At 44.7% G+C, this 21,101-nt stretch carries 17 protein-coding genes; 8 read left to right on the top strand and 9 right to left on the bottom strand.

The window, feature by feature from the left end:
- Nucleotides 1–140: 140 nt before the first annotated feature.
- The 3 genes from LEPTO7376_RS15225 (at nt 141) to LEPTO7376_RS23705 (ending at nt 7,047) form a co-directional block, all read left to right on the top strand.
- Nucleotides 141–1,097 carry a putative 2-dehydropantoate 2-reductase gene (locus tag LEPTO7376_RS15225; protein WP_015135053.1) on the top strand — a complete coding sequence of 319 codons (957 nt, stop codon included), beginning with the start codon at nt 141–143 and terminating at the stop codon, nt 1,095–1,097.
- Between the two features lie 67 nt (nt 1,098–1,164).
- Entirely contained in the window at nt 1,165–3,159 is a 1,995-nt protein-coding gene (locus LEPTO7376_RS15220; protein ID WP_015135052.1) for an adenylate/guanylate cyclase domain-containing protein, read from the top strand.
- A 45-nt stretch (nt 3,160–3,204) separates the two neighbouring features.
- The gene (locus LEPTO7376_RS23705) at nt 3,205–7,047 is read left to right on the top strand and encodes an NACHT domain-containing NTPase (RefSeq protein WP_015135051.1); all 3,843 of its coding nucleotides are present in this window, start codon (nt 3,205–3,207) and stop codon (nt 7,045–7,047) included.
- Nucleotides 7,048–7,072: 25 nt separating this feature from the next.
- On the opposite strand, the gene LEPTO7376_RS15210 is transcribed toward LEPTO7376_RS23705, so the two are convergent.
- The 5 genes from LEPTO7376_RS15210 to LEPTO7376_RS15190 form a co-directional block, all read right to left on the bottom strand.
- The gene (locus LEPTO7376_RS15210) at nt 7,073–7,852 is read right to left on the bottom strand and encodes a class III extradiol ring-cleavage dioxygenase (RefSeq protein ID WP_015135050.1); all 780 of its coding nucleotides are present in this window, start codon (nt 7,850–7,852) and stop codon (nt 7,073–7,075) included.
- A gap of 10 nt (nt 7,853–7,862) precedes the next feature.
- The gene (mnmE, locus tag LEPTO7376_RS15205; RefSeq protein WP_015135049.1) at nt 7,863–9,233 is read right to left on the bottom strand and encodes a tRNA uridine-5-carboxymethylaminomethyl(34) synthesis GTPase MnmE; all 1,371 of its coding nucleotides are present in this window, start codon (nt 9,231–9,233) and stop codon (nt 7,863–7,865) included.
- A gap of 3 nt (nt 9,234–9,236) precedes the next feature.
- The gene (locus LEPTO7376_RS15200) at nt 9,237–9,731 is read right to left on the bottom strand and encodes a single-stranded DNA-binding protein (RefSeq protein WP_015135048.1); all 495 of its coding nucleotides are present in this window, start codon (nt 9,729–9,731) and stop codon (nt 9,237–9,239) included.
- A 75-nt stretch (nt 9,732–9,806) separates the two neighbouring features.
- Nucleotides 9,807–10,337 carry a hypothetical protein gene (locus tag LEPTO7376_RS15195; protein WP_015135047.1) on the bottom strand — a complete coding sequence of 177 codons (531 nt, stop codon included), beginning with the start codon at nt 10,335–10,337 and terminating at the stop codon, nt 9,807–9,809.
- 174 nt (nt 10,338–10,511) lie between these two features.
- Nucleotides 10,512–12,131: a hypothetical protein gene (locus LEPTO7376_RS15190; protein WP_015135046.1), complete on the bottom strand. Its 1,620-nt coding sequence runs from the start codon at nt 12,129–12,131 to the stop codon at nt 10,512–10,514.
- A 251-nt stretch (nt 12,132–12,382) separates the two neighbouring features.
- Between LEPTO7376_RS15190 and ispF the strand changes: the two genes are divergently transcribed.
- Nucleotides 12,383–12,862 (top strand): 2-C-methyl-D-erythritol 2,4-cyclodiphosphate synthase, encoded by a 480-nt coding sequence (ispF, locus tag LEPTO7376_RS15185; protein WP_015135045.1) that lies wholly within the window; start codon nt 12,383–12,385, stop codon nt 12,860–12,862.
- Between the two features lie 27 nt (nt 12,863–12,889).
- On the opposite strand, the gene LEPTO7376_RS15180 is transcribed toward ispF, so the two are convergent.
- Both LEPTO7376_RS15180 and LEPTO7376_RS23700 read right to left on the bottom strand, forming a co-directional pair.
- On the bottom strand, nt 12,890–13,252 hold the full coding sequence (locus tag LEPTO7376_RS15180) for an Hpt domain-containing protein (RefSeq protein WP_015135044.1): 363 nt from the start codon (nt 13,250–13,252) through the stop codon (nt 12,890–12,892).
- The gene (locus LEPTO7376_RS23700; RefSeq protein WP_015135043.1) at nt 13,236–15,449 is read right to left on the bottom strand and encodes an ATP-binding protein; all 2,214 of its coding nucleotides are present in this window, start codon (nt 15,447–15,449) and stop codon (nt 13,236–13,238) included. Before LEPTO7376_RS23700 ends, LEPTO7376_RS15180 begins: the two co-directional genes overlap by 17 nt.
- A 474-nt stretch (nt 15,450–15,923) precedes the next feature.
- Between LEPTO7376_RS23700 and LEPTO7376_RS15170 the strand changes: the two genes are divergently transcribed.
- The 3 genes from LEPTO7376_RS15170 to LEPTO7376_RS15160 all read left to right on the top strand — a co-directional run bounded on the left by LEPTO7376_RS15170 (nt 15,924) and on the right by LEPTO7376_RS15160 (nt 18,277).
- On the top strand, nt 15,924–17,246 hold the full coding sequence (locus LEPTO7376_RS15170; RefSeq protein ID WP_015135042.1) for an FHA domain-containing protein: 1,323 nt from the start codon (nt 15,924–15,926) through the stop codon (nt 17,244–17,246).
- Between the two features lie 68 nt (nt 17,247–17,314).
- A complete protein-coding gene (locus LEPTO7376_RS15165; RefSeq protein WP_015135041.1) occupies nt 17,315–17,953 on the top strand; it encodes a hypothetical protein in 639 nt (212 codons plus the stop codon).
- Nucleotides 17,954–18,016: 63 nt separating this feature from the next.
- Nucleotides 18,017–18,277, top strand: coding sequence for an SDR family NAD(P)-dependent oxidoreductase (locus tag LEPTO7376_RS15160; protein WP_041763690.1), 261 nt, complete (start codon nt 18,017–18,019; stop codon nt 18,275–18,277).
- Here the strand turns inward: LEPTO7376_RS15160 and LEPTO7376_RS24905 are convergent.
- A protein-coding gene (locus LEPTO7376_RS24905) for an IS1 family transposase (protein ID WP_225901104.1) occupies nt 18,246–18,955 on the bottom strand; the annotation gives its coding sequence in 2 pieces (ribosomal slippage) (nt 18,246–18,676 and nt 18,676–18,955; 711 coding nt in all). The genes LEPTO7376_RS15160 and LEPTO7376_RS24905 overlap by 32 nt on opposite strands.
- A gap of 78 nt (nt 18,956–19,033) precedes the next feature.
- Between LEPTO7376_RS24905 and LEPTO7376_RS15145 the strand changes: the two genes are divergently transcribed.
- Nucleotides 19,034–19,486: an SDR family NAD(P)-dependent oxidoreductase gene (locus tag LEPTO7376_RS15145; RefSeq protein WP_264308902.1), complete on the top strand. Its 453-nt coding sequence runs from the start codon at nt 19,034–19,036 to the stop codon at nt 19,484–19,486.
- Nucleotides 19,487–19,502: 16 nt separating this feature from the next.
- Here LEPTO7376_RS15145 and LEPTO7376_RS15140 read toward each other — a convergent pair whose 3' ends face one another.
- Nucleotides 19,503–21,032, bottom strand: coding sequence for a YifB family Mg chelatase-like AAA ATPase (locus tag LEPTO7376_RS15140; RefSeq protein ID WP_015135040.1), 1,530 nt, complete (start codon nt 21,030–21,032; stop codon nt 19,503–19,505).
- Between the last annotated feature and the right edge of the window lie 69 nt (nt 21,033–21,101).

Here is a 21,101-nt window from a genome sequence, read left to right as displayed (position 1 = left end):
TCCTCTGAAATCCCTATTTTTTCGTCAGGCTCATAATGACAAAAGTTACAGTCAAACCCTTTTCAGACATCCTCTTAACAACAACACCCCACATCCGTAAACTATAGGACCAGCTCAATTGCTTGAGGAGAACGATTACTGTGCCAAACCTACGTTATGCCGTTATTGGAACTGGGGCGATCGGCGGCTTCTATGGTGGCAAATTACAACACTCAGGCCAAGACGTTCATTTCCTCCTCCACAGCGATTATGAGTATGTTCAACAGCATGGCCTCAGAGTAGATTCAGTCGATGGAGATTTCCACCTTCCCCAGGTCTGGGCATACAAAAACACAAAAGACATGCCCCTCTGCGACGTAGTAATTGTCGCGCTCAAAACAACCCAAAACCATCTTCTCGAAACCCTGCTTCCACCCATTCTCAAGCCCAATAGCATCATTCTTCTTCTGCAAAATGGCCTAGGTGTCGAGCCAAAATTGCAAGCACTCTTCCCCACCCAAACCATCATCGGGGGCCTTTGCTTCATTTGCTCCAATAAAATTGCCCCTGGCCATATCCATCATCTCGACTACGGTGCCGTACTTCTAGGTCAGTACACCGAAAATTACGAGCCCCAAGAAATCCCAGACAGCCTCAAACAAATCTCAAAAGACTTTCAGCAAGCAGATATCGCCATAGACCTGACCGACGACTTACTCTTTGCCCGATGGAAAAAACTCGTTTGGAATATCCCTTTCAATGGCTTATCCGTGGTGCTCAATGCCACAACTGACCAGCTAATGAACATACCCCAGAGCTATGAACTCGCGAAAACATTAATGCTGGAAGTTCTCCAGGGAGCAAAAATCCACGGAAGAGAATTACCAGTTTCGTTAGTGCAGGAAATGCTAGACAACACTGCAAAAATGAAACCTTATCGAACCAGCATGAAAATCGATTATGACGAACAACGTCCCTTAGAACTAGAAGCGATGTTTGCTCAGCCGCTCGCATCCGGACAATCAAACAAAGAAAAACTGCCTTGTATCGATACCCTATATAAACAATTATGTTTTCTCAACGAAACTAACTTGACCGAGCAAAGAACAAATGGATAAATAGGTTCCACCATCCATCAGAATCTAGATAGCTAAGTCTCGGGAAATCAATACAAGAACTTAAAAGATGAATCAGACTGTTGATTTTCCAAATAAAACAAATGCTGTGGTTTCTTTGCCACTGAGATTTGTTTTAATTATTCCTTTTGTCTTCCAGATTTTCTTGGCCGTTGGTTTGACGGGTTTATTTGCTTTGAGAAATGGCAGAAAAGCCGTCGATAATTTAGTCAATCAGCTCCAAGAGAAAGTCACAGAAGAAGTCGAGCAACATATCGATAATCATCTTGCTCTCCCGCAACAAATCAATGAAACAAATGCTAGCTTGATCCAAAGAAATCTACTTGATTTAGAAGATAGAGAAAGTGTACAGAGACACTTTTGGAATCAACTCCAAATTTATGGGGAGTATACCGACTATATCTATATCGGTTATGCAGAAGGTGGTTTTGATATGGCGACATTGGAGGCGAATGATAAATCGACAATCCAATTCTCTGAAACACTTTCCGCGGGCAAATCTTTAATTTATAGTGTTGATAAAAATGGCTATCCAGATCAATATATTGATAGTTATGACTATGACTCCAGAGGTCGGCCATGGTTTAAAGGAGCTGTAGAAAAACGTGCCACTTTCTGGAGTAATGCATATCTCTCAAAACAAATCATCCCCAACTTTGCGACCACAGTTAGTCTGCCTGTTTATAAAGATAATGGAGAGCTTCTCGGAGTCGTTGCAAATGACATTTATCTGACAGGGATTAGCGACTTTTTAAAAGATCTCAAAATTGGGAAAACTGGCAAACTATTTATCGTTGAGAATACAGGTTTTCTCTTAGGGACATCTACTGAAGATCCGACTTATTTTAGGCCTGATGAAACAGCACCAGCAGAGCAAATTTTAGCGAATGATAGTTCTTCCGAATGGATTAAAGAGTCAACACTTTATCTCGAAAGCCAATTAGGGGATCTAAATAGGATTAAAGTGCCCCAACGGTTCCAATGGCAATTTGCTGGGGAAACATATTTTTTATTAGTCACTCCGATTCGGAATGAGCAAGGATTGAATTGGAGTGTGATTAGCTTGATTCCTCGGTCAGATTTTATGGCGGAGATTGAAGCGAATACCCGTCAAACCATCATTCTGTGTGTTGCCTCTTTGTTTATTGCGACAGTTTCAGGAATTTTGACAGCACGGTGGATTTCAAAATCAGTGAAGCTGGTTAGCACGACAGCAAAAGATCTCTCGGAAGGAAATTTAGATGTTAAAGTTCCGACGCAAAGTCTTCAAGAGCTAGACATATTAGCGCAGTCTTTTAATGCGATGTCCCATCAACTTAAAGCATCTTTTAATTCTTTAGAGTTGGCAAATCTTGAGTTGGAAAATCGTGTGCAAGAACGAACGATTGAACTAGAAAAAGAAAAGGAAAGGTCAGAGCAACTATTACGCAATGTTTTGCCAGAAACCATTGCTGAACAGCTCAAGGAAAATCAGGATGCGATCGCCGAGCATTATGACGAGGTGACAATCTTATTTGCTGATATCGTTGGCTTTACATCCCTCGCGGAAAGGTTAGCGCCATTAGAATTGGTCAATTTGTTGAATCAGATTTTTTCGCAGTTTGACAGTTTGGTTGAAAGTCTCGGTCTCGAGAAAATCAAAACGATTGGTGATGCCTATATGGTTGCGGCTGGTTTGCCGATGCACCGGGAAGACCATGTCCAAGTCATTGCACAGATGGGCCTAGCAATGCTCGATATTATCGAAAGTTATCGTCGCGAAAATAATAGCGATCTACAAATTCGGATTGGAATGAATACCGGGATGGTCGTGGCAGGGGTTATCGGCACAAAGAAGTTTATTTACGACCTATGGGGAGATACGGTAAATGTGGCTTCTCGAATGGAATCTTCAGGAGAAGCTGGCAGAATTCACGTGACCCAAGCTGTTTATGAGAAGTTGCAGGATATCTATCATTTAGAGCTACGCGGTTTGGTTGAGATTAAAGGAAAAGGTGAAATGCAAACCTATTGGCTCTTAGAAAAGAAATCCGTAGAGATCTAGATGTGGCTAATACAATATCGATAAGTGTTCTACTTCTGCCTTTCGATGTTCAAGTCAATCACATTCTTTTTCCAATTTCTTTGCTCCGCTGGGGAGAAATTCAAAGTAGCTCTACAACAAAAATTCTTGGGCTTTTTCTTTGCGTTGGGATTAGTTTGTGCTCTGACATTTGGTTCTGGGCTAGTGGGTTTATCTCAGACAGATGTGCCGACTACCCGCGAAGAACTTGTCGAACAAATCGAAGCTTGGGCCGTTGAAGATGCGAAAACTGGCGAAATGAGTAAGCCAGAGTTGTATGAGAAATTTGCAGATAATGAGTTTGATCTCAGCAAAACGGAAATCTTCGACATCTATCGTTCAAAGTTTAACGAGGCTAGCGAAGAAGTAGATCCATGGGCAAAATGGCTAGATAAAATACCGAAGCCGCTTGCTGGCATTATTCTTTTTATTGTTGGGATTCTTGCTAATCGCTGGTGGAGTTCTATTGAAGCCTTAGCCAATAAAGTAATTGATTGGTGTTACGGCAAAGTTGCAGGAAATCCTTTATTTCTCAATTGGGCACTAAAGAAATATCAAAAAGCTCTGGCTGAAAAACACGAAAATCTAGATACACCTTTCAAGATTAATCCGCCTTTAGCAATGGCTGAGGTCTATGTGCCGCTAAAGGTGAAGGAGGTCTCAGAGCAAGGGATGATTCCGGCAACAGCTCAAAGTGAACGGGATATTTACCGGATGATGGTGGACTACAATCGCCTAATGGTGACTGGTGCTCCGGGATCAGGGAAGTCGGTACTTCTCAAACATATTGTTTATACCTATGGTGAGAAAGGGTTTTTAGATTTGCCGGGGTTGCCGATTCCGGTGCGGCTAGAGCTAAATAGTTTGCGAGAAGCGGATCTAGATGAGGCGAAATTTCTCAGTAAGCTAGTGGCAGCACTCGACCAAAATAATTTTCCTAATGCGCAAGGATTTATCGAGGAGTCTTTAGAGAAGGGCAAATTACTGTTGCTGCTCGATGGGCTGGATGAAGTGCCCAGCGACATTCGGGACAATGTGGTCTGGGTCATTAATGGCTTTCTCGCTAAATATAAGGATTGTCGGGCGATCGCCACTTGTCGGACGGCGGTATATGAGCGGGAATTTGAGCAAGTATTGGACCAAAACCACTTTAAGGTGGATAAGTTTTCGGATCGGCAAATTCGGAACTTTCTGGGAGCATGGCGATCGCGGATGCATAAGGGAAAGTCTGTGGAACAGCTCATACAGGCGCTGCAAACTCGACCCAACATTAAAACTCTTGCTAAAAATCCGCTGTTGCTAACGATCATCGCCTATCGGTTCACCGAGCTATCATTTACGTTGCCTCACTCTAGAGCAAAATTTTATGAGGAAACGACGAAGATACTTCTCGAACAAAGAGATCAAAAGAAAAATATCCCTAATACTTATTCCGTAAACATAAAACAGCGGGTGCTTCAGCGATTGGCTTTGGCTGCGCAAGATCGTCATGACCCCAATAGCCCAGATCGACGTAGCATTCCTTGGGAGTTGGTCAATAAAGAAATTCAGCAGGTCTTGCCAGCTTTCAATCTCAACAGTAGTGAGACAAACGCCATCCTAGAGGAAATTATTGGGCGGAGTGGTCTTTTACAAAAATTTAGTGGTGGAGAATATTATCAATTTGCTCATCTGAGCCTACAAGAATTTTTTGCCGCAGAGGCACTGCAAGGCCAGCATCAGGGATTGGTTGAGCGATGGATGAAGGATACTGGGGCGTGGCGAGAAGTGGTCAAGCTTCGGTGTGGTTTAGCGGGGAACAGCACGGTTCTCATTCAAGAAATATTTCGCCATGATGTGTTGCTTGCCTTTGAATGTTTAGCAGAAGCCAAAGAGGTCGATCCAACCTTAGCCAACGACATTATCGCAACAATGCAAGGACGATTTGAACAGGCAATAACGAAAGATGTAGTAGCTCAAGCATTTGGGTCAGTGGCAGCGGGTGATCAACAGAGAAGTCGAGACGTTTTAAGGTTTTTATCAGAGCAGTTAACGTCTACAGAGCCAGTCATAAGGACAGCCGCCGCGAATGCCCTCTCGATGACAAATTTGCCCCAAGCTGCACAGATTTTGGCGGAGCGCTACTACTATGCAAGGGAGGAAGTGCAAGCTGCTTTAATTCGGTTGGGGGATATTGCCGTCAAACCCTTAGTAGCGCTAGCTAAACATGAAAATAACCTTGCGGCACTGGATGATTTATTTGCGATTAAAACTCCTGATGCAGCCATAGCTTTAGCTTCTCTGCTGTGGCATCAAAATAAGCCAGTGCGCTGTCAGGCAGCTTGGTTTCTGGTGGTGATGTTGCGGGATAGTGATGTCGAATCAGAATTAACAGCTATTTCTGCCGCAAAGCTTGCTGAGTGGCAAAATCCATCTCTAGATTCATCGGATAAATACAACTGGTTTTGGAGTCCTTTTGGCGCAAAGAAAACTGACCCTATCGCTATCCTCACAGGCCGAATTGCAGCGGGCATCGTCGAACCAGATTCAGGGACAAAGAAAGACTTTCAGGATGACGAGATTCCCGATCTGCGCATTATCATTCCTTATTTTCTCATCGATAAAAATACTCGTTCGTCATTACTGTCTAAACTGGAGCGGGAAAAAATTCAAACGCGCATTGCGGCAGGGGTGACTGCTGAAGAGCTAACACAAATGCTATTTAGTCAAGCGGCACTCACAAAGCCTCAATGGTTGACAATGGTGGTACTCTCACAAAAAAAGACAGTTGATTTCTTGTCGAGAATCGTCGAGTTTAATCGTTTGCCAACCAAGGAAGATTGGCAAAATCTTTTTAATTTCAATCAGGGTTTCAAATTAGAAAAAAGCTTTTATTGGTGGTTTGTCCTTGTCGTTGCTGTGATCGCGTCAGTCATTGCAATGACTGAAATGGCCGTAACTTTTTCGCGATTCCATAAATACAGTTTTAACAGTACATGGTTGGTCTCCATTTACAGTTTTTCACTTATAGGGGTAATAAGCATCCCTATATTTTGGGTGGTGTTGTGGCAAGGTTTCGAATATAGGCTGGAGCCGTCAACTTTCCGAGATTTCGGGGTTTGGGGGGTCTATCGCTTCAAAGAAGTAATGGTTAATCTATTTGCTGGACGCCACATATCGGAGCTTGCAGGTTTTTTGAATGGGATTACTGTGCATATGACAATGTTTGGGACTGTAATAGTGACTTTTGCTTTGTCTTGGGCTTTGACTTTGGCTGGGGCTGAGACTGAGGCCAAGACTGGGGTGGACATGGTGACAGTAGTTGCAACTTGGACTTTGGCTGGGGCTAGGGCGGTTGTGCAGTCTGCACTTGTTGCTTGGTTTGGGATTTGGGCTGGGAGCAAAGCTTGGGCTGGATCGGAAGCTTTCCCAAGAGCTTGGGCTGAGTTAAATGGAACTTTGCCTTTACCTATGGCCATAGCATTCTGGGTGGTGGGAATTTGGTTTATGGCTTTGGTTTTATCAATACCTATGCTTGTGGCTGGCGCTTTTCTGACCAGTTTCGGAATATATGCATTGGAAGCCGCGTATCAATCACAACAACAGTCCTTTGGTACTTTCGCAAATTGGAAAAAATGGTGTTGTATTTTTGCGTTTCCTTATTTCTGTTGGTTGCCAATTACTGTAGTTTTTTCTTTTCTCGGACTACAAGATCTCGTCACTTCTTTCCAGCTTGGTAGTTGGGGTCTATCGCTTAGTATTTGGTTGAGTCTTTTTAGCCTTTGCACAGTGCTTTGGTGTGTCGGGCAAGCAAAAGACCGTGCTGCTCGCAATCCGCTTCAGGGCATCCTTGACGACGATTACCCACAGTACAAACAGCTCACCCGTTAACCCGAGAGCTATCTTCAATCTTTTATTACCACCATAAAAATGCAGACATCGAGAGAGCACCATAGGTAAACCTTTGATGGATTTGCTCACCTGTTGATTCTGTTGCAGCACCCAATGCGACAAATAAGGGCAAAAAATGTTCTGGTGTAGGATGGTTTCGTTTTGCTTCTGGCGCAGTATTTTCGTAATCGAATAGCGACTGTCTGTCCCCTTTCTCTATTGCTTGAACTAACCACTGATCAAAAGCCACAGCATAATCTAATGGTTCTGCCTCCTTAGCTTGAACTCGAAATTCCCGAAGATTATGGGTTGCACTGCCACTAGCGATAATGAGAATATTTTCTTCCCGCAGCGATCGCAGCGCCTGACCGATTTGAAAATGATGTTCTGGAGATTCCTTAGGCAATACCGATAACTGAACAATTGGGATATCTGCATTGGGATACATCAACTTCAGCGACACCCAAACCCCATGGTCAAAACCTCGTCGCTCATTAATCCTCACTGGAAAATCTGAAGTATTTAAAGCAGTGGCAATTTTGTCGAGCAGTTCGGGGGAACCAGTCGCAGGATAGGTCACTTCGTATAGCTCCTTAGGGAAACCCGAGAAATCATAAATAGTTTCGCGCCGAGGATTACTGGTGAGCAATAATTGCGGACTTTCCCAATGGGCAGAAATACAAACAATGCCTGCGGGGTTTGGATATTGTTTTCCTAGATTCCGAAAAAACTGTGTAGTGGCATCATTTTCGAGAATAAGACTTGGCGCACCATGGGAAACGAAAAGTGAAGGCAAGTTGGCCATGTTTTTAGATTTATTTGCCGATACAAAAACGGCTAAAAATTCGGTCTAGGACTGATTCGGTGACCCCTTCCCCCGTGATTTCGCCGAGGGATTGGATAGCCGTCCGTAAATCGATTGTCCAGAAATCCAAGGGTAACTGATCCGTAATCGTATCGGCGACTTGCTCCAGAGATTTTTTCGCGCGGGTGAGTGCTGCTGCCTGCCGCTGATTAATCGCAAAGTCTAAATCTGCAGCGCCAACAGTCCCCTCTGCAACAGTTGTGGCGATCGCCTCTTCCAGTTCCTCGATACCTTTCTGCTGCGCCGCCGTCGTATAAACCACCTGCGTAATGCTTTCAGGAATTGCAATAGTTGTCGGGTCACCCAAATCAGTTTTGTTGATGACGAGAATTAAAGGGCGATCGCCAACTTGCGCAAAAATCTCTTGGTCAGCCTCAGTCCAACCAGTTCCCGCATCAATCGTAAATAAAACGAGGTCTGCCTTTTGGGAGGCTTGCAGCGATCGCTCCACACCAATTTGCTCAACTGTATCTTCTGTTTGACGAATACCTGCCGTATCCAATACCTGCACCGGAATGCCTTTGACGATAAGTTGCGATTCCACCACATCCCGCGTTGTCCCCGGTAAGTCCGTCACAATAGCGCGATCGCTGCGGCTCCAAGCATTAAGCAAACTGGATTTTCCGACATTGGGACGACCGACAATCGCTACTTTTAAACCACTCCGCAATAGCTCACCGCGATCAGACGTTTGCAAAATCTGATTCACTGTCGCTAAAACTTTAGTTAATTCTTCTCGAATACCAACCTCATCAAGGGGCGGCAAATCATCTTCAAAATCAATGCGTGCTTCCACTTCCGACAAAATATCGAGACATTGCGATCGCAAATCTCGAATCGGTTGGGCTAATCGTCCTTGAATTCCGGCGAGGGCAACTTGGGCTGATTGAGGAGATTTCGCACCGACTAATTCTGCTACACTTTCAGCTTGTGTCAGGTCAATTCGTCCATTGAGGAAAGCGCGCAAACTAAACTCGCCGGGTTCTGCCAACCTTGCGCCTGAGTCCAAACAGAGTTGCAAAACCTGTTGCACTGGCATAATGCCGCCATGACAATGAAACTCCACAACATCTTCTGCCGTGAATGACCGTGGCGCAAGCATCAACAGTAACAGCGCTTCATCAATTAATTCTTTGGTTTCGGGATGCCGGATATAGCCATACAAAATCCGGTGACTTTCCCATTGTTGTTGCCCCGGACTGTGAAATAACCTCTGGGCGATCGCCGGAGCATCCTGACCAGATAAACGAACAATCCCGATGCTGCCTTGATTTGGGACGACCGCACTGGCGATCGCCACGATGGTATCACCAAGATTCACAGCTTAAAACGGGATGTCATCAAGGTTGGGTTCAGGATCTGCCGCAGGTGCAGGAGGCGTATAGGTCGGTTGGGGAGTGGCAGCGGGAGCTGGTTGCGCAGGGGCAGGCTGATAAGTGGAATTTAGAGGAACCACATTACTGGGAGCAGCGACAGGGGCGGATATCATCGGCGTACCACCGCTAGGCATTGCTATGCCAGCACCTACAGACTGGATCTGCGACACCACAAATTCCGCCTTTTTCTCCTTGAAACCCTCAGGACGATCAATCGTATTCATAGACAACCGACCGACCAAAATCACTTGATCACCTTCGTGATAGGACTCCTGAACCTGAGTGCCCATATTCCCCCAGGCGATCGCCTTAATCTGACAAGCTGGATCACCATCCCGCAGCGCCGGAAACTGAATCAACATCTGGGCAAGGGGAGTATTGTCGGGGGTATAGCGTAATTCTGGTTCGCTCATGATCTGAGCCATTAATACGCAACTATTCATTCGTCTGCTATCTCGCTGTTAATCACCATATCTGGTTCAATTGTACGCTTTTCGCTGGGCTTTCAACCGAAATGTCTAGAACCGTAATCCTAAACCACCCTGAATTGCGACGGCTGTACCACCACCATTTTCAAAGGCATCAAACGCGACAACCGCGTTGCCATAAATCACAGTGTTGCCGTTGGGAATCACGTAATCAACACCAGGCTGAATCACAAAGCTAGTTTGGTCACCAACAGGAGAAGGTTCTTCTCCATTCGCGAAAGAAACACCAGCGCCAATGTAGGCATCAGTTTGCCAGCTGAGAGGGAAATCATAGGAAATGGTGGGCACAACAGCCGTACTTTCACCGATAAAGGCTTGGGTTCGAACAGAAAGGGGCGCTTCTAAAAACTTGTAGCGAGTCGTAATCACAGCAGCGATACCGCTACCGTCGTCATTATCATCGGAGCTCAGGCCGAGGGATGCACCAACACCGATATAGCTACCATAAGCAGCTTGGGCTTGGACAGGTGTTTGTCCGCTCAGCATTACAGCGGTGGTCACGAATGTTGCGGCGATCGCCACCCCAGCGATTTTGTTTGCTCCAGCAGAAAAAGATGTCATGAATTTACTCCCCAGCCCATTTGAGTATTATGTCGATGTTGATTTCGGAATTGCTGCCATTTTAGGCTAATTCACTGGTTTATACCACTCCTACATCTTGGTGATGAAGCGTGGCTATCCCGAGCATAAAATGCCCACAAATCATCCCAAATGAAACGGAAGAAACAGAAAAACTTAAATACGGTGGAGCACAACAATGCCCTGTTGCACCAATTCCCATGTCGCCTCTTCTTCGGTGGGAGAAACTCGGGCAGGCTTTAAGAGTTTCGCTTTTTGGACAGTGTCAGGCTGGTAACCGTAGCAAATAAAGATATTTTTGAAAGCGGTGAAATTATCGGACGTAATCGTCAGATTAGCTTTTGGCACTAGATAATCCAGACTCTTCAATGGTGTTGTCCAATATTCGCCAGCGTCGGATTCTGTAAGCAACAATATCGGCGTAAATTCGGATTCGTCGTCGAGATAGCTTTCTTGGTGGGAAATACTCAGGGCGATCGCCTCGTCTGAGAGTGCAGCAGCATCTTTGTTATAACGATCCACTAACTCGTCATAAGCATTAGGAAGATGGACGGGAAAATCTTCATCCTCATCCTCCGCATCAATTTCACCATCAAGAATAGGTTCCAAAGAGACAATATCGGAGTCTGTTTCTATCTTGTCTGTGGGTGAAGTTTTCTGATCTACTTCAGTCTTTTTAGACGAAGGAGCTTCAATTGCAGGAGCGGCCGCCAGACTAATTAATTTATTTGCAAAGGGATCGTCGCGACGACTAAGTAGTTTGGGTTTCAGTTCATATTTTTGAGCCAGTTTGGCAATCAGTTCTTCTTCCAGCCCGTAGATGTCATTGAGTGAAAACTGGTAGTTGGGCGGCTGATCAACTTTCTCCTGAAAAATTTTGCCAAAATAATAAAACAGAATAAAAACGAGTACCGTCGTCGGCAGCATCACAATCAGCGGTAAAAAGAGAATGATGCGATGGGTACTTTTTACTCGTTGCTGGAGAATTTCATTTTCAGCAGCAAGGCGATCAACGGTTTGCTGAAGATTGCCACCACCACTGCTGGTTGGGTTTAATGTGCTTTCAAGACTGAGGGTCGTATAGAGATATTGAATCGAAGTATCGAGGTTTGGGGCGATCGCCCCTTTGGTGGCAATTTGATTTAGCTCTTTGAGATTATTCGCAAATTCTTGGAGCTGTTGATCAAGATAAGTGGTGAGTTCCGTCTGGGTGACAGAGCCATAAAATCCATAGCTACTATCAGGCAAATTTTCACGCTCGAAGAAGTCTAATAGCTCCTGCATCTTTCGAATTGCTGTGGGATTAAAGCCTCCGACGAAAGACTCTGACAAGGTCAACAAATTTTTGAGGATAACCCCCTGCTGTTCCAGTTCTGTTTTCAAGGCAAGTTGCTGATCAGCATCAGAAAAGCGCCCAAGTTGCGTTTCTAAAACACCAATTTTCTGCTGTAAATCTTTAACGCGACTGACATAGTTTTCAAAGTAGCTAGCTTGAAAGTTTTTCGTATTTCGATCAAGAGCACTTAACTCATTTGATAACTGTCGTAGCTGCGATCGCCCCGCCAAAAATTCTTGGTTGAGCTGCAATAAACCTTGCAAAAAGCTGCTATCTGTTGCCGTTGTTTCTGATTCTGGCTCTGTTTCAGATTGAGCAAGGACAGGGCGGCCAAAATTGAGATTTAAAGAGAAAGCATCTGGGCGATCGCCAGCAGTAATCCCCACGAGTACTGTCAGGAGAAAGAAGAAGTTGCGCCAGTTTCGAGTATGACCAAGCATAAAATCAGTGATTTGGTGTCCATAGAATGTGTCCGGCAGAGGCTGCTGATAGACACCTTTTACCTAGACTCAGAATACCCATAACAAGATTCTCAAGTCTAAATTTATTTTGTTTCGCGTATTGTCTGCACCCAGAATGGCGATCGCCAGCAAATAGAATTTGCAAAACCCAACGACTATAGGAGTCGCCAAATTTACTAGAGAGATATGATACCCTACCAAATGATTTCAGTTCATCCCTCCTACAGCCCATGAATATCCGGATTGGTAATGGCTACGATGTCCACCGTCTCGTCGCAGGCCGCCCCTTGATTTTGGGTGGGATACAACTCGATCATCATCTAGGCTTAGACGGTCATAGCGATGCAGATGTGCTGATCCACGCAATTATGGATGCAATGCTCGGTGCCTTAAGTCTCCGGGATATTGGCTATTATTTCCCTCCGAGCGATCCCAAATGGAAGGGGGCAGATAGCGTTAAACTTCTCAAACAAATCGATCAATTGATCAAAGAAAAAGGGTGGCGCATCGGCAATATTGACTCGGTTATCGTTGCCGAACGTCCTAAACTGAAACCCCACATCCCTGCGATGACCAAGCGTTTAGCAGAAGCTCTCGATGTCGAACTTGATCAAGTGGGCATTAAAGCAACAACTAATGAAAAACTTGATGCCACGGGTAAAGAACAAGGCATTTGTGTCCATGCTGTCGTTTTACTCATCAAAGACTAGACACATTTAAGCAAGTTTCAAAGTCAGCTATTTAACCATATTATGTTGGCGTTCTTGTAGGTCTTCACGGACTGCGATCGCCATAATTTCAACTTTAGAAAAATATTGTCTGAGTTGAGGAAGATCTGATAATTTTGCTGCGGCTTCGAGTTTTGCAAAGAGTTCACCGAGCTGAACCCCTCCTAAACTTGGACTGGAGCCTTTCAGCATATGGGCACAGGAACGAACTTGAGCAAAATCTTCGATGGCGATCGCCTGTTCAATTTGTTGAAGAGTGTCATTAAGCTGAACGAGATATTCATCGATCAATTCAACAATAAACTCGCTATTTCCATTGGCAACATGCGAGATAAAACTCTGCCACTTTTGCTCATCAATAATTGTCGTCATGGCTTTTTTTGGAAGGCTCTTGAAGAAAGGTTTGTAGATCTGCGTCAATTTCTAAAGGCGATCGCTCAATAACAGGTGTCAGCTGTTCGAGGGTCAGGGGCTTACTGAGATAATCGTCCATACCCGCATCAAGACAGGTTTGTCGATCTTCAGGAGAGGCACTCGCAGTTACTGCAATAATCCAAGGTTGTGGCACGATATCCTGAAGTTCACGAATTTTTTTTGTCGCCGTAATGCCATCCATCTTCGGCATATGCCAATCCATTAAGACCACATCATATGCTCGTTTATTTAGGGCGGCGATCGCCTCTAAACCATTCTCGGCCAAGTCTGCTTCAAATCCCAACTTCGTCAACATCGAACAAATAATGATTTGATTTAATTTGACATCTTCCACAACCAAAATAGAGGTTGTTTTAGTGGGCTGTTTTGGAGCACTTAATTGTTGTTGCGGCAATACTGCAACGTCAGTTTTACGGAGCTCAGAGACTGTACTCGCTTCTGCATCACCCACGATATAAGGAATCTGTACATAAAATGTTGTGCCCTGGCCAAGTTCACTGTCAAACCAAATACGTCCACCCATCAATTCACAAAGACGCTTGGCAATAGACAACCCTAATCCAGTCCCACCATATTTACGGGTGACAGAAGAATCAGCCTGGATAAAAGGGCTAAACAGCGTCTTTCTATCTTGAGGCTTAATGCCAATACCAGTATCTGCCACCTCAAATTGCAACACTTGTTTATTGCGCGGCGCTTTCACAAGGGACGCTGCAAAACGAATTTCTCCTGCATGGGTAAATTTGATGCTGTTGGTTAACAAATTGATCAAAATTTGGTGAATACGTTTTACATCGCCCTCAATAATCGGTGCAATCTCTGGGGCGATCGCCGTCTGATATTTGAGCTCATTCACCATTGCCTGAGACTCAATGGGTTTACTCAGTTGGCTAATCAGTTTATGTAACTCAAAAGGCTTTATTTCAAGCTCTAAATGTTCGGCTTCAATCTTCGAAAAATCGAGGATATCATTCACGATTTCTAAGAGATGTTTGCCACTTGTTTTAATCGTTTGAGCAAACTGGCGTTGCTGCTCATTAAGCGGAGTTTCGATCAATAAACTATTAACGCCGATGATGCCATTGAGAGGGGTGCGAATCTCATGGCTAATAGTTGCTAAAAATTCATCCTTCGTTCGACTTTGGGCGATCGCCTTTTCCCGCTCATAACCTTGCAAAATCCCTCGACCTAACATGAGTGAGGCTCCGATTCCTGTCACAAAAATCAAGGTAGAGCGTACCCATAGCCAAGGAGAAGTACTCGTCTGAATACCCAATATCCATTCACCGTTCGGTAGAGAGACAACTGCGCTCACGGATAAATCATCAAAGATATCGGCATCACCCCAAAAAATTTCACCTTCATTTCCCATGCCATGGCGACCACGCAACGCATAACGATACTGAGTTGGTAAATCATTGAGACCAGCTTCTTCAAACAAGGTTTCGACATCGATTACCGTGGTCGCAAACCCCCAAAAATCACTGGGAATAGACTGTAACCATTTCTCCTGTCGTGAGATCTGTTTATCTTCAACATATCGTTGTGGAGAAAACGCTCCTAATTTCGTAAAAATAGCTTTTCGAGCAATCAGACCCTGTCCACCCTGCACCAATTCAATGGGACCCGCAATAATCACACCACGCTGACTGATAACGTCAAGTACTTGCCCTCGACGAGACGGATCTCCAAACAAATCATGATTAATGGCTTGCTTATTACGCTCCAAGTTGGTGATGTATGTAACGATGCCGTCTGGTGCAAGTTGGAGGCTTAAAATACCATTTACTTGCTCATCCAGAGCTGCACCAAAATCATCGAATTGTTCCCGAAACAGTTGTTCTTCAGCAGGATTTTCGAGATTAATTGTTTCGTCATGACTTTCCCAAAATGCACTAAGGGCAATGGTTAAATTGACCCGTTTTAGCAAAGCTTGGCGTAGATTTGCCTTTATACGGTAGAGAGTTTCTGTTGCAATTTTCTCTTCTTGTTTAAGAGTCAATTGGCGATCAGTGGTGACCAATGCAATAGTACTAACAACTCCAACTGAAACCACCATTGCGGCGATCGCCCTTGTTGCTTTAGCACTGAGTTGCTGTTTTAGATTTAATTTAGTCTTGCCGTCTTCTGGCATAAATCAGATCGCCACGTACTGATACATAGAATTACTTCAAGCTTGAGAGAGAAAGTCGGAATTTTTGACTAAAGTTTTGCCAGATAAGTTCCGCGAGACGACTGAGCTCTTCGTGAAATTATGAATTGAAATCACGTCCTTACCCCAGTATATCAACGGTATTATTCAATACATTAGGCAATTCTTCCATAGTAAACATCAGTTTCAGTTCGCCACCAAGACCTTAAACCCGGGCGATCATCCAATAGACGACTTCATTGATCGAGAATATCGATGGTGAATAGGGAAAGCCACAGGATTTTCAGGAATGGCGCGCATCAACTTTGAATTATTTCTATACAAACGTCCAAGGCGATCGCCAAAAAATCTGGTGCTAGCATTGGCAAAGAGGTGCAGGCTGAAATCAAAGCATTTCTATGGTGCCTCAACATACTTTCGACAACTGTTTATTTCACGGAATATTAAAAGACGACCATGGCAAAATCGATTGTGACCTTAGTTGATCAGCTCCCTGAGGACAATATCACCACAAAAGTTTTAAATGCTCTAGATTTTGTCTTCCCCGGCGAGTGGGTAAATGTCAACAGCTTTGACGATGCGATTCGTTCCATCACCAAAGAAACAGATCCGGCAATGGTACAGCGTGTTCGAGATAAGGCGATCGCCCTGTATGACGACAAAAAAAATGGCTATAAAGGCGCTATTTCCCTCTACCAAACCATTGATAAAGCTGACACAGCCCTTGGGACAGCGGCACTAGCAAATAAAATTGGTGAGAAAATTGGATTGTTGGGTTTTCTCGAAAAAATCACTCCGAAAGCCGACACCAGCCAGACCATTGATCTTATCTTAAAAATTTCCGTTGAAATCCTGGCCTATTGCAAACTCAACGGCATTCCTAAGGCAAATCCCAAACTCTTTGTGCAGGCTCTTCGCGAGAACTATCAAGGTGCAGCACTAGTACGTATGGCAACCCTTGTTTGTGTCGATGGCTTATTACCTCTCGGCCCTGACTTTCTCGAAAAAGTTCATAATTTTGTTGGCAGTTCTGATCAATCAGAAATTCAACAAAACACTGGCTATACCGTTCTCGGTTCTGCATTGCCCGGTGATGACAATAAGTCTAAAATCAGTTTCCTCAGCGAAAACTTTGAAGCGGTAAGGGATTGGATGCAGGAACTTATTGATCAGACGGGGGTAACCCAGAGTTCTGTGTTTGGTCATGTTGGCAGCTTTATTAAATTTGCGGATGATAATCTCGATTTTGTCGCAGCTTTTCTCGACCAAACCACAAACTATTTTGAACATACAGGTATTCAAACGGTCGCCACTCATCTAATTCGGGATGCCCATGTCGCCGTCAAAGAAGAGCTGGGGATGCCTGCCCTAGAAGCTGCAACGATTTCAATGGATGAGGGAACGCGGATGCAAGCGATCCAAGAAGTTGCAGGCGAAACCAGAATGCAGTCTATTCGTCCCCAACTTCGCCATGTGCAAACGGGCAGTCTTTTACCGATTCCCGATACCTCGATTGTTCATATTGGTAAGCCTAATGATCAAGTCACGACAGAAATTGATCTGTCGCGCTATCCAGATGGTGATGTGGTGTCGCGGATGCATGCCAATCTCTGGACGGAAAATGGTCAAGAGTATTATCTCCTCGATGTTGGCAGTTCTAATGGCACCTTCGTTAATGGCCAGCAATTAGCACCAAAACAAAAAACGACGATCAAAAATGGCGATCGCATTGATTTTGGTCGAAATCAAAAAGTGAGTCTAATCTTCGAAATGCCATAGTTTCGTTTTGATGTTTTAGGCGATCGCCTCGATAAATTCATTTTCTAATCTCTCTATCAAGAGGTCTAATGGCTCGGCAAAAGTTTAGTTTAGAGCCCAAGCTATTTCGGCAATGGGTTGGTTTTAACGCGCTTGGTTTTGGTATTGCAACGACGATTTGTCTATCAGCAAAAATCTCTGATTTCAATATCGAAATGTTGTGGTTATCGGGATTAATCGTTGGGAGTATTACCGGAATCTGTCAGGCGATCACCCTAAAAAACAAACTTCCCAAATTACGCTATTGGCAATGGATACTTGCAAACATCCTGGGAGGGTATGCAGGGATTTGGGGCGCTCTATTTGTAATGTTTAACTATCTCGAATTTCTTAATCCTGCTTCCGCAGAAATAATTTGTTTAATCTTCGGGAGTTTTGTTGGGCTAGGTATCAGTCTCGCCCAATCATTCGTCTTGTTTTTCCACGCACAAGATCTTCGACTATGGGGTTTCGTCAATATCGCTGGGCGGGCGATCGCCTGGTCACTTTCGAGCTTTATCATCACGGGACTCTTCACAGAATCCCTTTCCTCATCGGATACGATTTTACCCGTTCATTTATCCCTGATCACAGGGGTGATTGGAGGCACAATCTTCGGGTTAGTTACAAGCATTGCTCTCGGTTATCTCCAACCCAAAACCAAGACATTACCTATTGAATCCATATGACGCTCTTCGGATAGACTCTTGTTGCCATTATGATTAGACAGACTAAATGCCAAGGGAAAGTTTATGGCAACCTATCTCATCACAGGCGCAAATCGTGGTATCGGTTTGGAATATTGCCGTCAAATCAGCGCACGTGGTGATCAGGCGATCGCCATCTGTCGTGAGAGTTCTTCAGAGTTAGAAGAGTTAGGCATCCAGATAGAAACTGGAGTTGATATTACTTCTGAAGAATCCGTACAGACTTTAGCGAAAAAATTACAAGACATTCCCGGTAGTGATGCACAAGTAATGGTCATAACTGAAGAGAGAGATTATAGTGTCTGAGAAAATAGACCACTGCTCCAATGTGGTTTTCCCACTTCTTCGAGAAGGAAAGTGCCTGACGGACTAAGCGGGACGTTCTCTGACGTAGAGTGTTGTTGAATCTCTCAATATGATTTGTTTGTCCAGTCTCCTTGCCCACAACTCGATGACGTTTACTCGGTAAGACACAGCCATAGGCATCCCAATAATCGGTGTAGACCAGCGCACACTGACGATACACAGGAGGCAGAGAATCCCATAATTGTTTCGCAGTCTTTTGACTACGGTCTCCGATGGCATATCCCACCACCTCTCGGGTGTCTCGGTCAAGAGCCAGCCAAATCCATGCTTTCTCACCTTTACTACCGACAAAAGACCACAATTCATCCATTTCGATGGTCAGTTGCCCTCTTTTTTTTGAGTCACAGGTAACTCGTGAGGCACAGTCTCTAATTTGGCATTGACATAGTACTGTAGCCAGCGCAGAGAGACCCCTGTGGCACGAGTGATACCAGCGAGAGAGAGACGTTCTAATAGGAGACGGTCAATCAATTGACGAGTGTCAGTTGCAATGGGAGGGTGGGCAGGATGTTCCACAAACTGGCGACCACATTCATGGCAACGATAGCGCTGCTTTCCCGAATGGGTGTGACCATATTTAATGGTGCTGGGAGACTGACATTGAGGGCAAGTGAGCACGGTGAGACTTGACGTTTAATCTTGCCCCTATTCTTCCACAACCATTACTAGTGCACCACTACCGACATTCCCATCGATGTGCTGATTAATAATGCGGCGATCGTCGAGCGTAATAGCCTTGAGAACTTAGATTTTGAAAGCATTCGACGCCAATTTGAAGTTAATGCCATTGGCACATTACGCTTTACTGCGGCACTCCTTCCTAACCTCGCTGAAAACGCAAAAATAATTATTATGACCAGTCGAATGGGGTCAATTGAGGACAACACATCAGGCAGTTCCTATGGCTATAGAATGTCAAAAGTTGCCGTTTCTATGGCTGGAAAATCTTTGGCAATTGATCTCAAACCACGCGGTATTTCTGTAGCGATTCTTCATCCGGGGTTAGTCCAAACAAGAATGACTAATTTTAATCAAAGGGGCATTACACCCAAACAATCTGTCGAGGGTTTACTCGCACATATTGATAATCTTAATCTCGATAATACGGGGACATTTTGGCACGCAAATGGCGACATTCTTCCTTGGTAAGAACTCATAAATCAACCTAAGTCATACGATCAATGGTGCGATATTGGATGGCTTCAGCAATATGCGCCGTTTGGATATTTGGAGCTGAAGCAAGGTCGGCGATCGTACGGGAAACTTTGAGAATTCGATCCATCGCCCGCGCTGACAAACCTAATTTTCGGATAGCGTTTTCAAGGAGATTTCGGCTGGCATCATCTAGTGCACAATGTTCTCGTAAATCTGCTGATTTCATTTCTGAATTGCAGTGAATTTTTGAGTTGTCTTTAAACCTTTTGTTGGCAATTTGTCGTGCATTATTTACCCTTTCTGACACAGGCTTTGATTCTTCCCCAGTGCTCTGCTGCATCATTTCTTCAGGCTTGAGACGATTGACTGCCACCTGCAAATCAATACGATCCATCAATGGCCCCGATAGTTTTGCCCAATATTGCTCCCGCGATCGCGGACTACAACTACAAGCTTGAATCGGATCACCAAAATATCCACAGGGACAGGGATTTGTACTCGCGACAAGGGTAAACTGCGCCGGAAATTCTACTGATTGTCGCGTTCGGGAAATCGTCACAAAACCATCTTCAAGGGGCTGTCGTAAAAATTCGAGAACGTTGCGTTTAAACTCAGTGAGTTCATCCAAAAACAAAACTCCTCGATGGGCTAAAGAAATTTCACCGGGTCGTGGAAAACTGCCCCCACCCACCAATGAAGGCCCCGACGCGGAATGGTGTGGACAACGAAACGGTCGAGCGGTTACGAGAGTACCTCGATCTTTGAGCAAACCTGCCACCGAATGAATTTGCGAAACTTCTAAGGCCTCGTCAAAACTGAGCTGTGGCAAAATCCCCGGTAATCGCCTTGCCAACATGGTTTTTCCGCTACCCGGTGGCCCCACAAAAATCAGATTATGGCCACCCGCTGCCGCAATTTCTAAGGCTCGTCTGGCATGGGTTTGACCTTTAACATCTTTTAAATCGGGCACAAAATAGTGCGATCGCCGAATCGCTTGGCGCATATCAGACTGAATGGGTTTATGGGCTTTGGGATCGGCCAACAACTCAACAACTTCCTTTAAATCATTGCAACCATACACCGCTAAACCTTCCACCACAGAAGCTTCCTCAGCATTGGATTTAGGTACGACCATCCTTTTAATGCCAAGCCGTTTTGCTGCCGCTGCAATCGGCAAAACGCCTGCCACCGTCCGTAATGTGCCATCCAATGACAATTCCCCAAGGAATAAAAAATCATCCAATACCGTCAAATCAACTTGTTCTGTCGCAGCGAGGATACCGATAGCCATCGGGAGGTCAAAGCTTGGCCCTTCTTTGCGGAGGTCGGCAGGAGCGAGATTCACCAAAATTTTGCGGACAGGAAAGCCAAAATCAGCATTTTTAATCGCGGCTTTCACTCGTTCTCTGGATTCTTGGACAGCAGCATCAGGCAACCCAACAATAATCATCTTTGGCAGGCCGCCAGAAATATCCACTTCCACGGCCACTTTCAGGGCATCTACCCCTACAATGGTCGCGCTCCAAACCCTTGATAACATCGCGTTTCTCTAATGTCTTATTGACACGCATTATATAAGTAAGCTGATTCTGTAATTGCGAATTTTTGA

The organism is [Leptolyngbya] sp. PCC 7376, from assembly GCF_000316605.1.
GTDB lineage: Bacteria > Cyanobacteriota > Cyanobacteriia > Cyanobacteriales > MRBY01 > MRBY01.
This window is presented reverse-complemented; position numbering and strand designations above follow the sequence as displayed.

Excerpts from the sequence above, each read along its gene's own strand:
- LEPTO7376_RS15220 (WP_015135052.1), top strand. The coding sequence starts at position 1,165 with ATGAATCAGACTGTTGATTTTCCAAATAAAACAAATGCTGTGGTTTCT.
- LEPTO7376_RS23705 (WP_015135051.1), top strand. The coding sequence starts at position 3,205 with ATGTTCAAGTCAATCACATTCTTTTTCCAATTTCTTTGCTCCGCTGGG.
- LEPTO7376_RS15210 (WP_015135050.1), bottom strand. The coding sequence starts at position 7,852 with ATGGCCAACTTGCCTTCACTTTTCGTTTCCCATGGTGCGCCAAGTCTT.
- LEPTO7376_RS15200 (WP_015135048.1), bottom strand. The coding sequence starts at position 9,731 with ATGAATAGTTGCGTATTAATGGCTCAGATCATGAGCGAACCAGAATTA.
- LEPTO7376_RS15195 (WP_015135047.1), bottom strand. The coding sequence starts at position 10,337 with ATGACATCTTTTTCTGCTGGAGCAAACAAAATCGCTGGGGTGGCGATC.
- LEPTO7376_RS15190 (WP_015135046.1), bottom strand. The coding sequence starts at position 12,131 with ATGCTTGGTCATACTCGAAACTGGCGCAACTTCTTCTTTCTCCTGACA.
- ispF (WP_015135045.1), top strand. The coding sequence starts at position 12,383 with ATGAATATCCGGATTGGTAATGGCTACGATGTCCACCGTCTCGTCGCA.
- LEPTO7376_RS15180 (WP_015135044.1), bottom strand. The coding sequence starts at position 13,252 with ATGACGACAATTATTGATGAGCAAAAGTGGCAGAGTTTTATCTCGCAT.
- LEPTO7376_RS23700 (WP_015135043.1), bottom strand. The coding sequence starts at position 15,449 with ATGCCAGAAGACGGCAAGACTAAATTAAATCTAAAACAGCAACTCAGT.
- LEPTO7376_RS15170 (WP_015135042.1), top strand. The coding sequence starts at position 15,924 with ATGGCAAAATCGATTGTGACCTTAGTTGATCAGCTCCCTGAGGACAAT.
- LEPTO7376_RS15165 (WP_015135041.1), top strand. The coding sequence starts at position 17,315 with ATGGCTCGGCAAAAGTTTAGTTTAGAGCCCAAGCTATTTCGGCAATGG.
- LEPTO7376_RS15160 (WP_041763690.1), top strand. The coding sequence starts at position 18,017 with ATGGCAACCTATCTCATCACAGGCGCAAATCGTGGTATCGGTTTGGAA.
- LEPTO7376_RS15140 (WP_015135040.1), bottom strand. The coding sequence starts at position 21,032 with ATGTTATCAAGGGTTTGGAGCGCGACCATTGTAGGGGTAGATGCCCTG.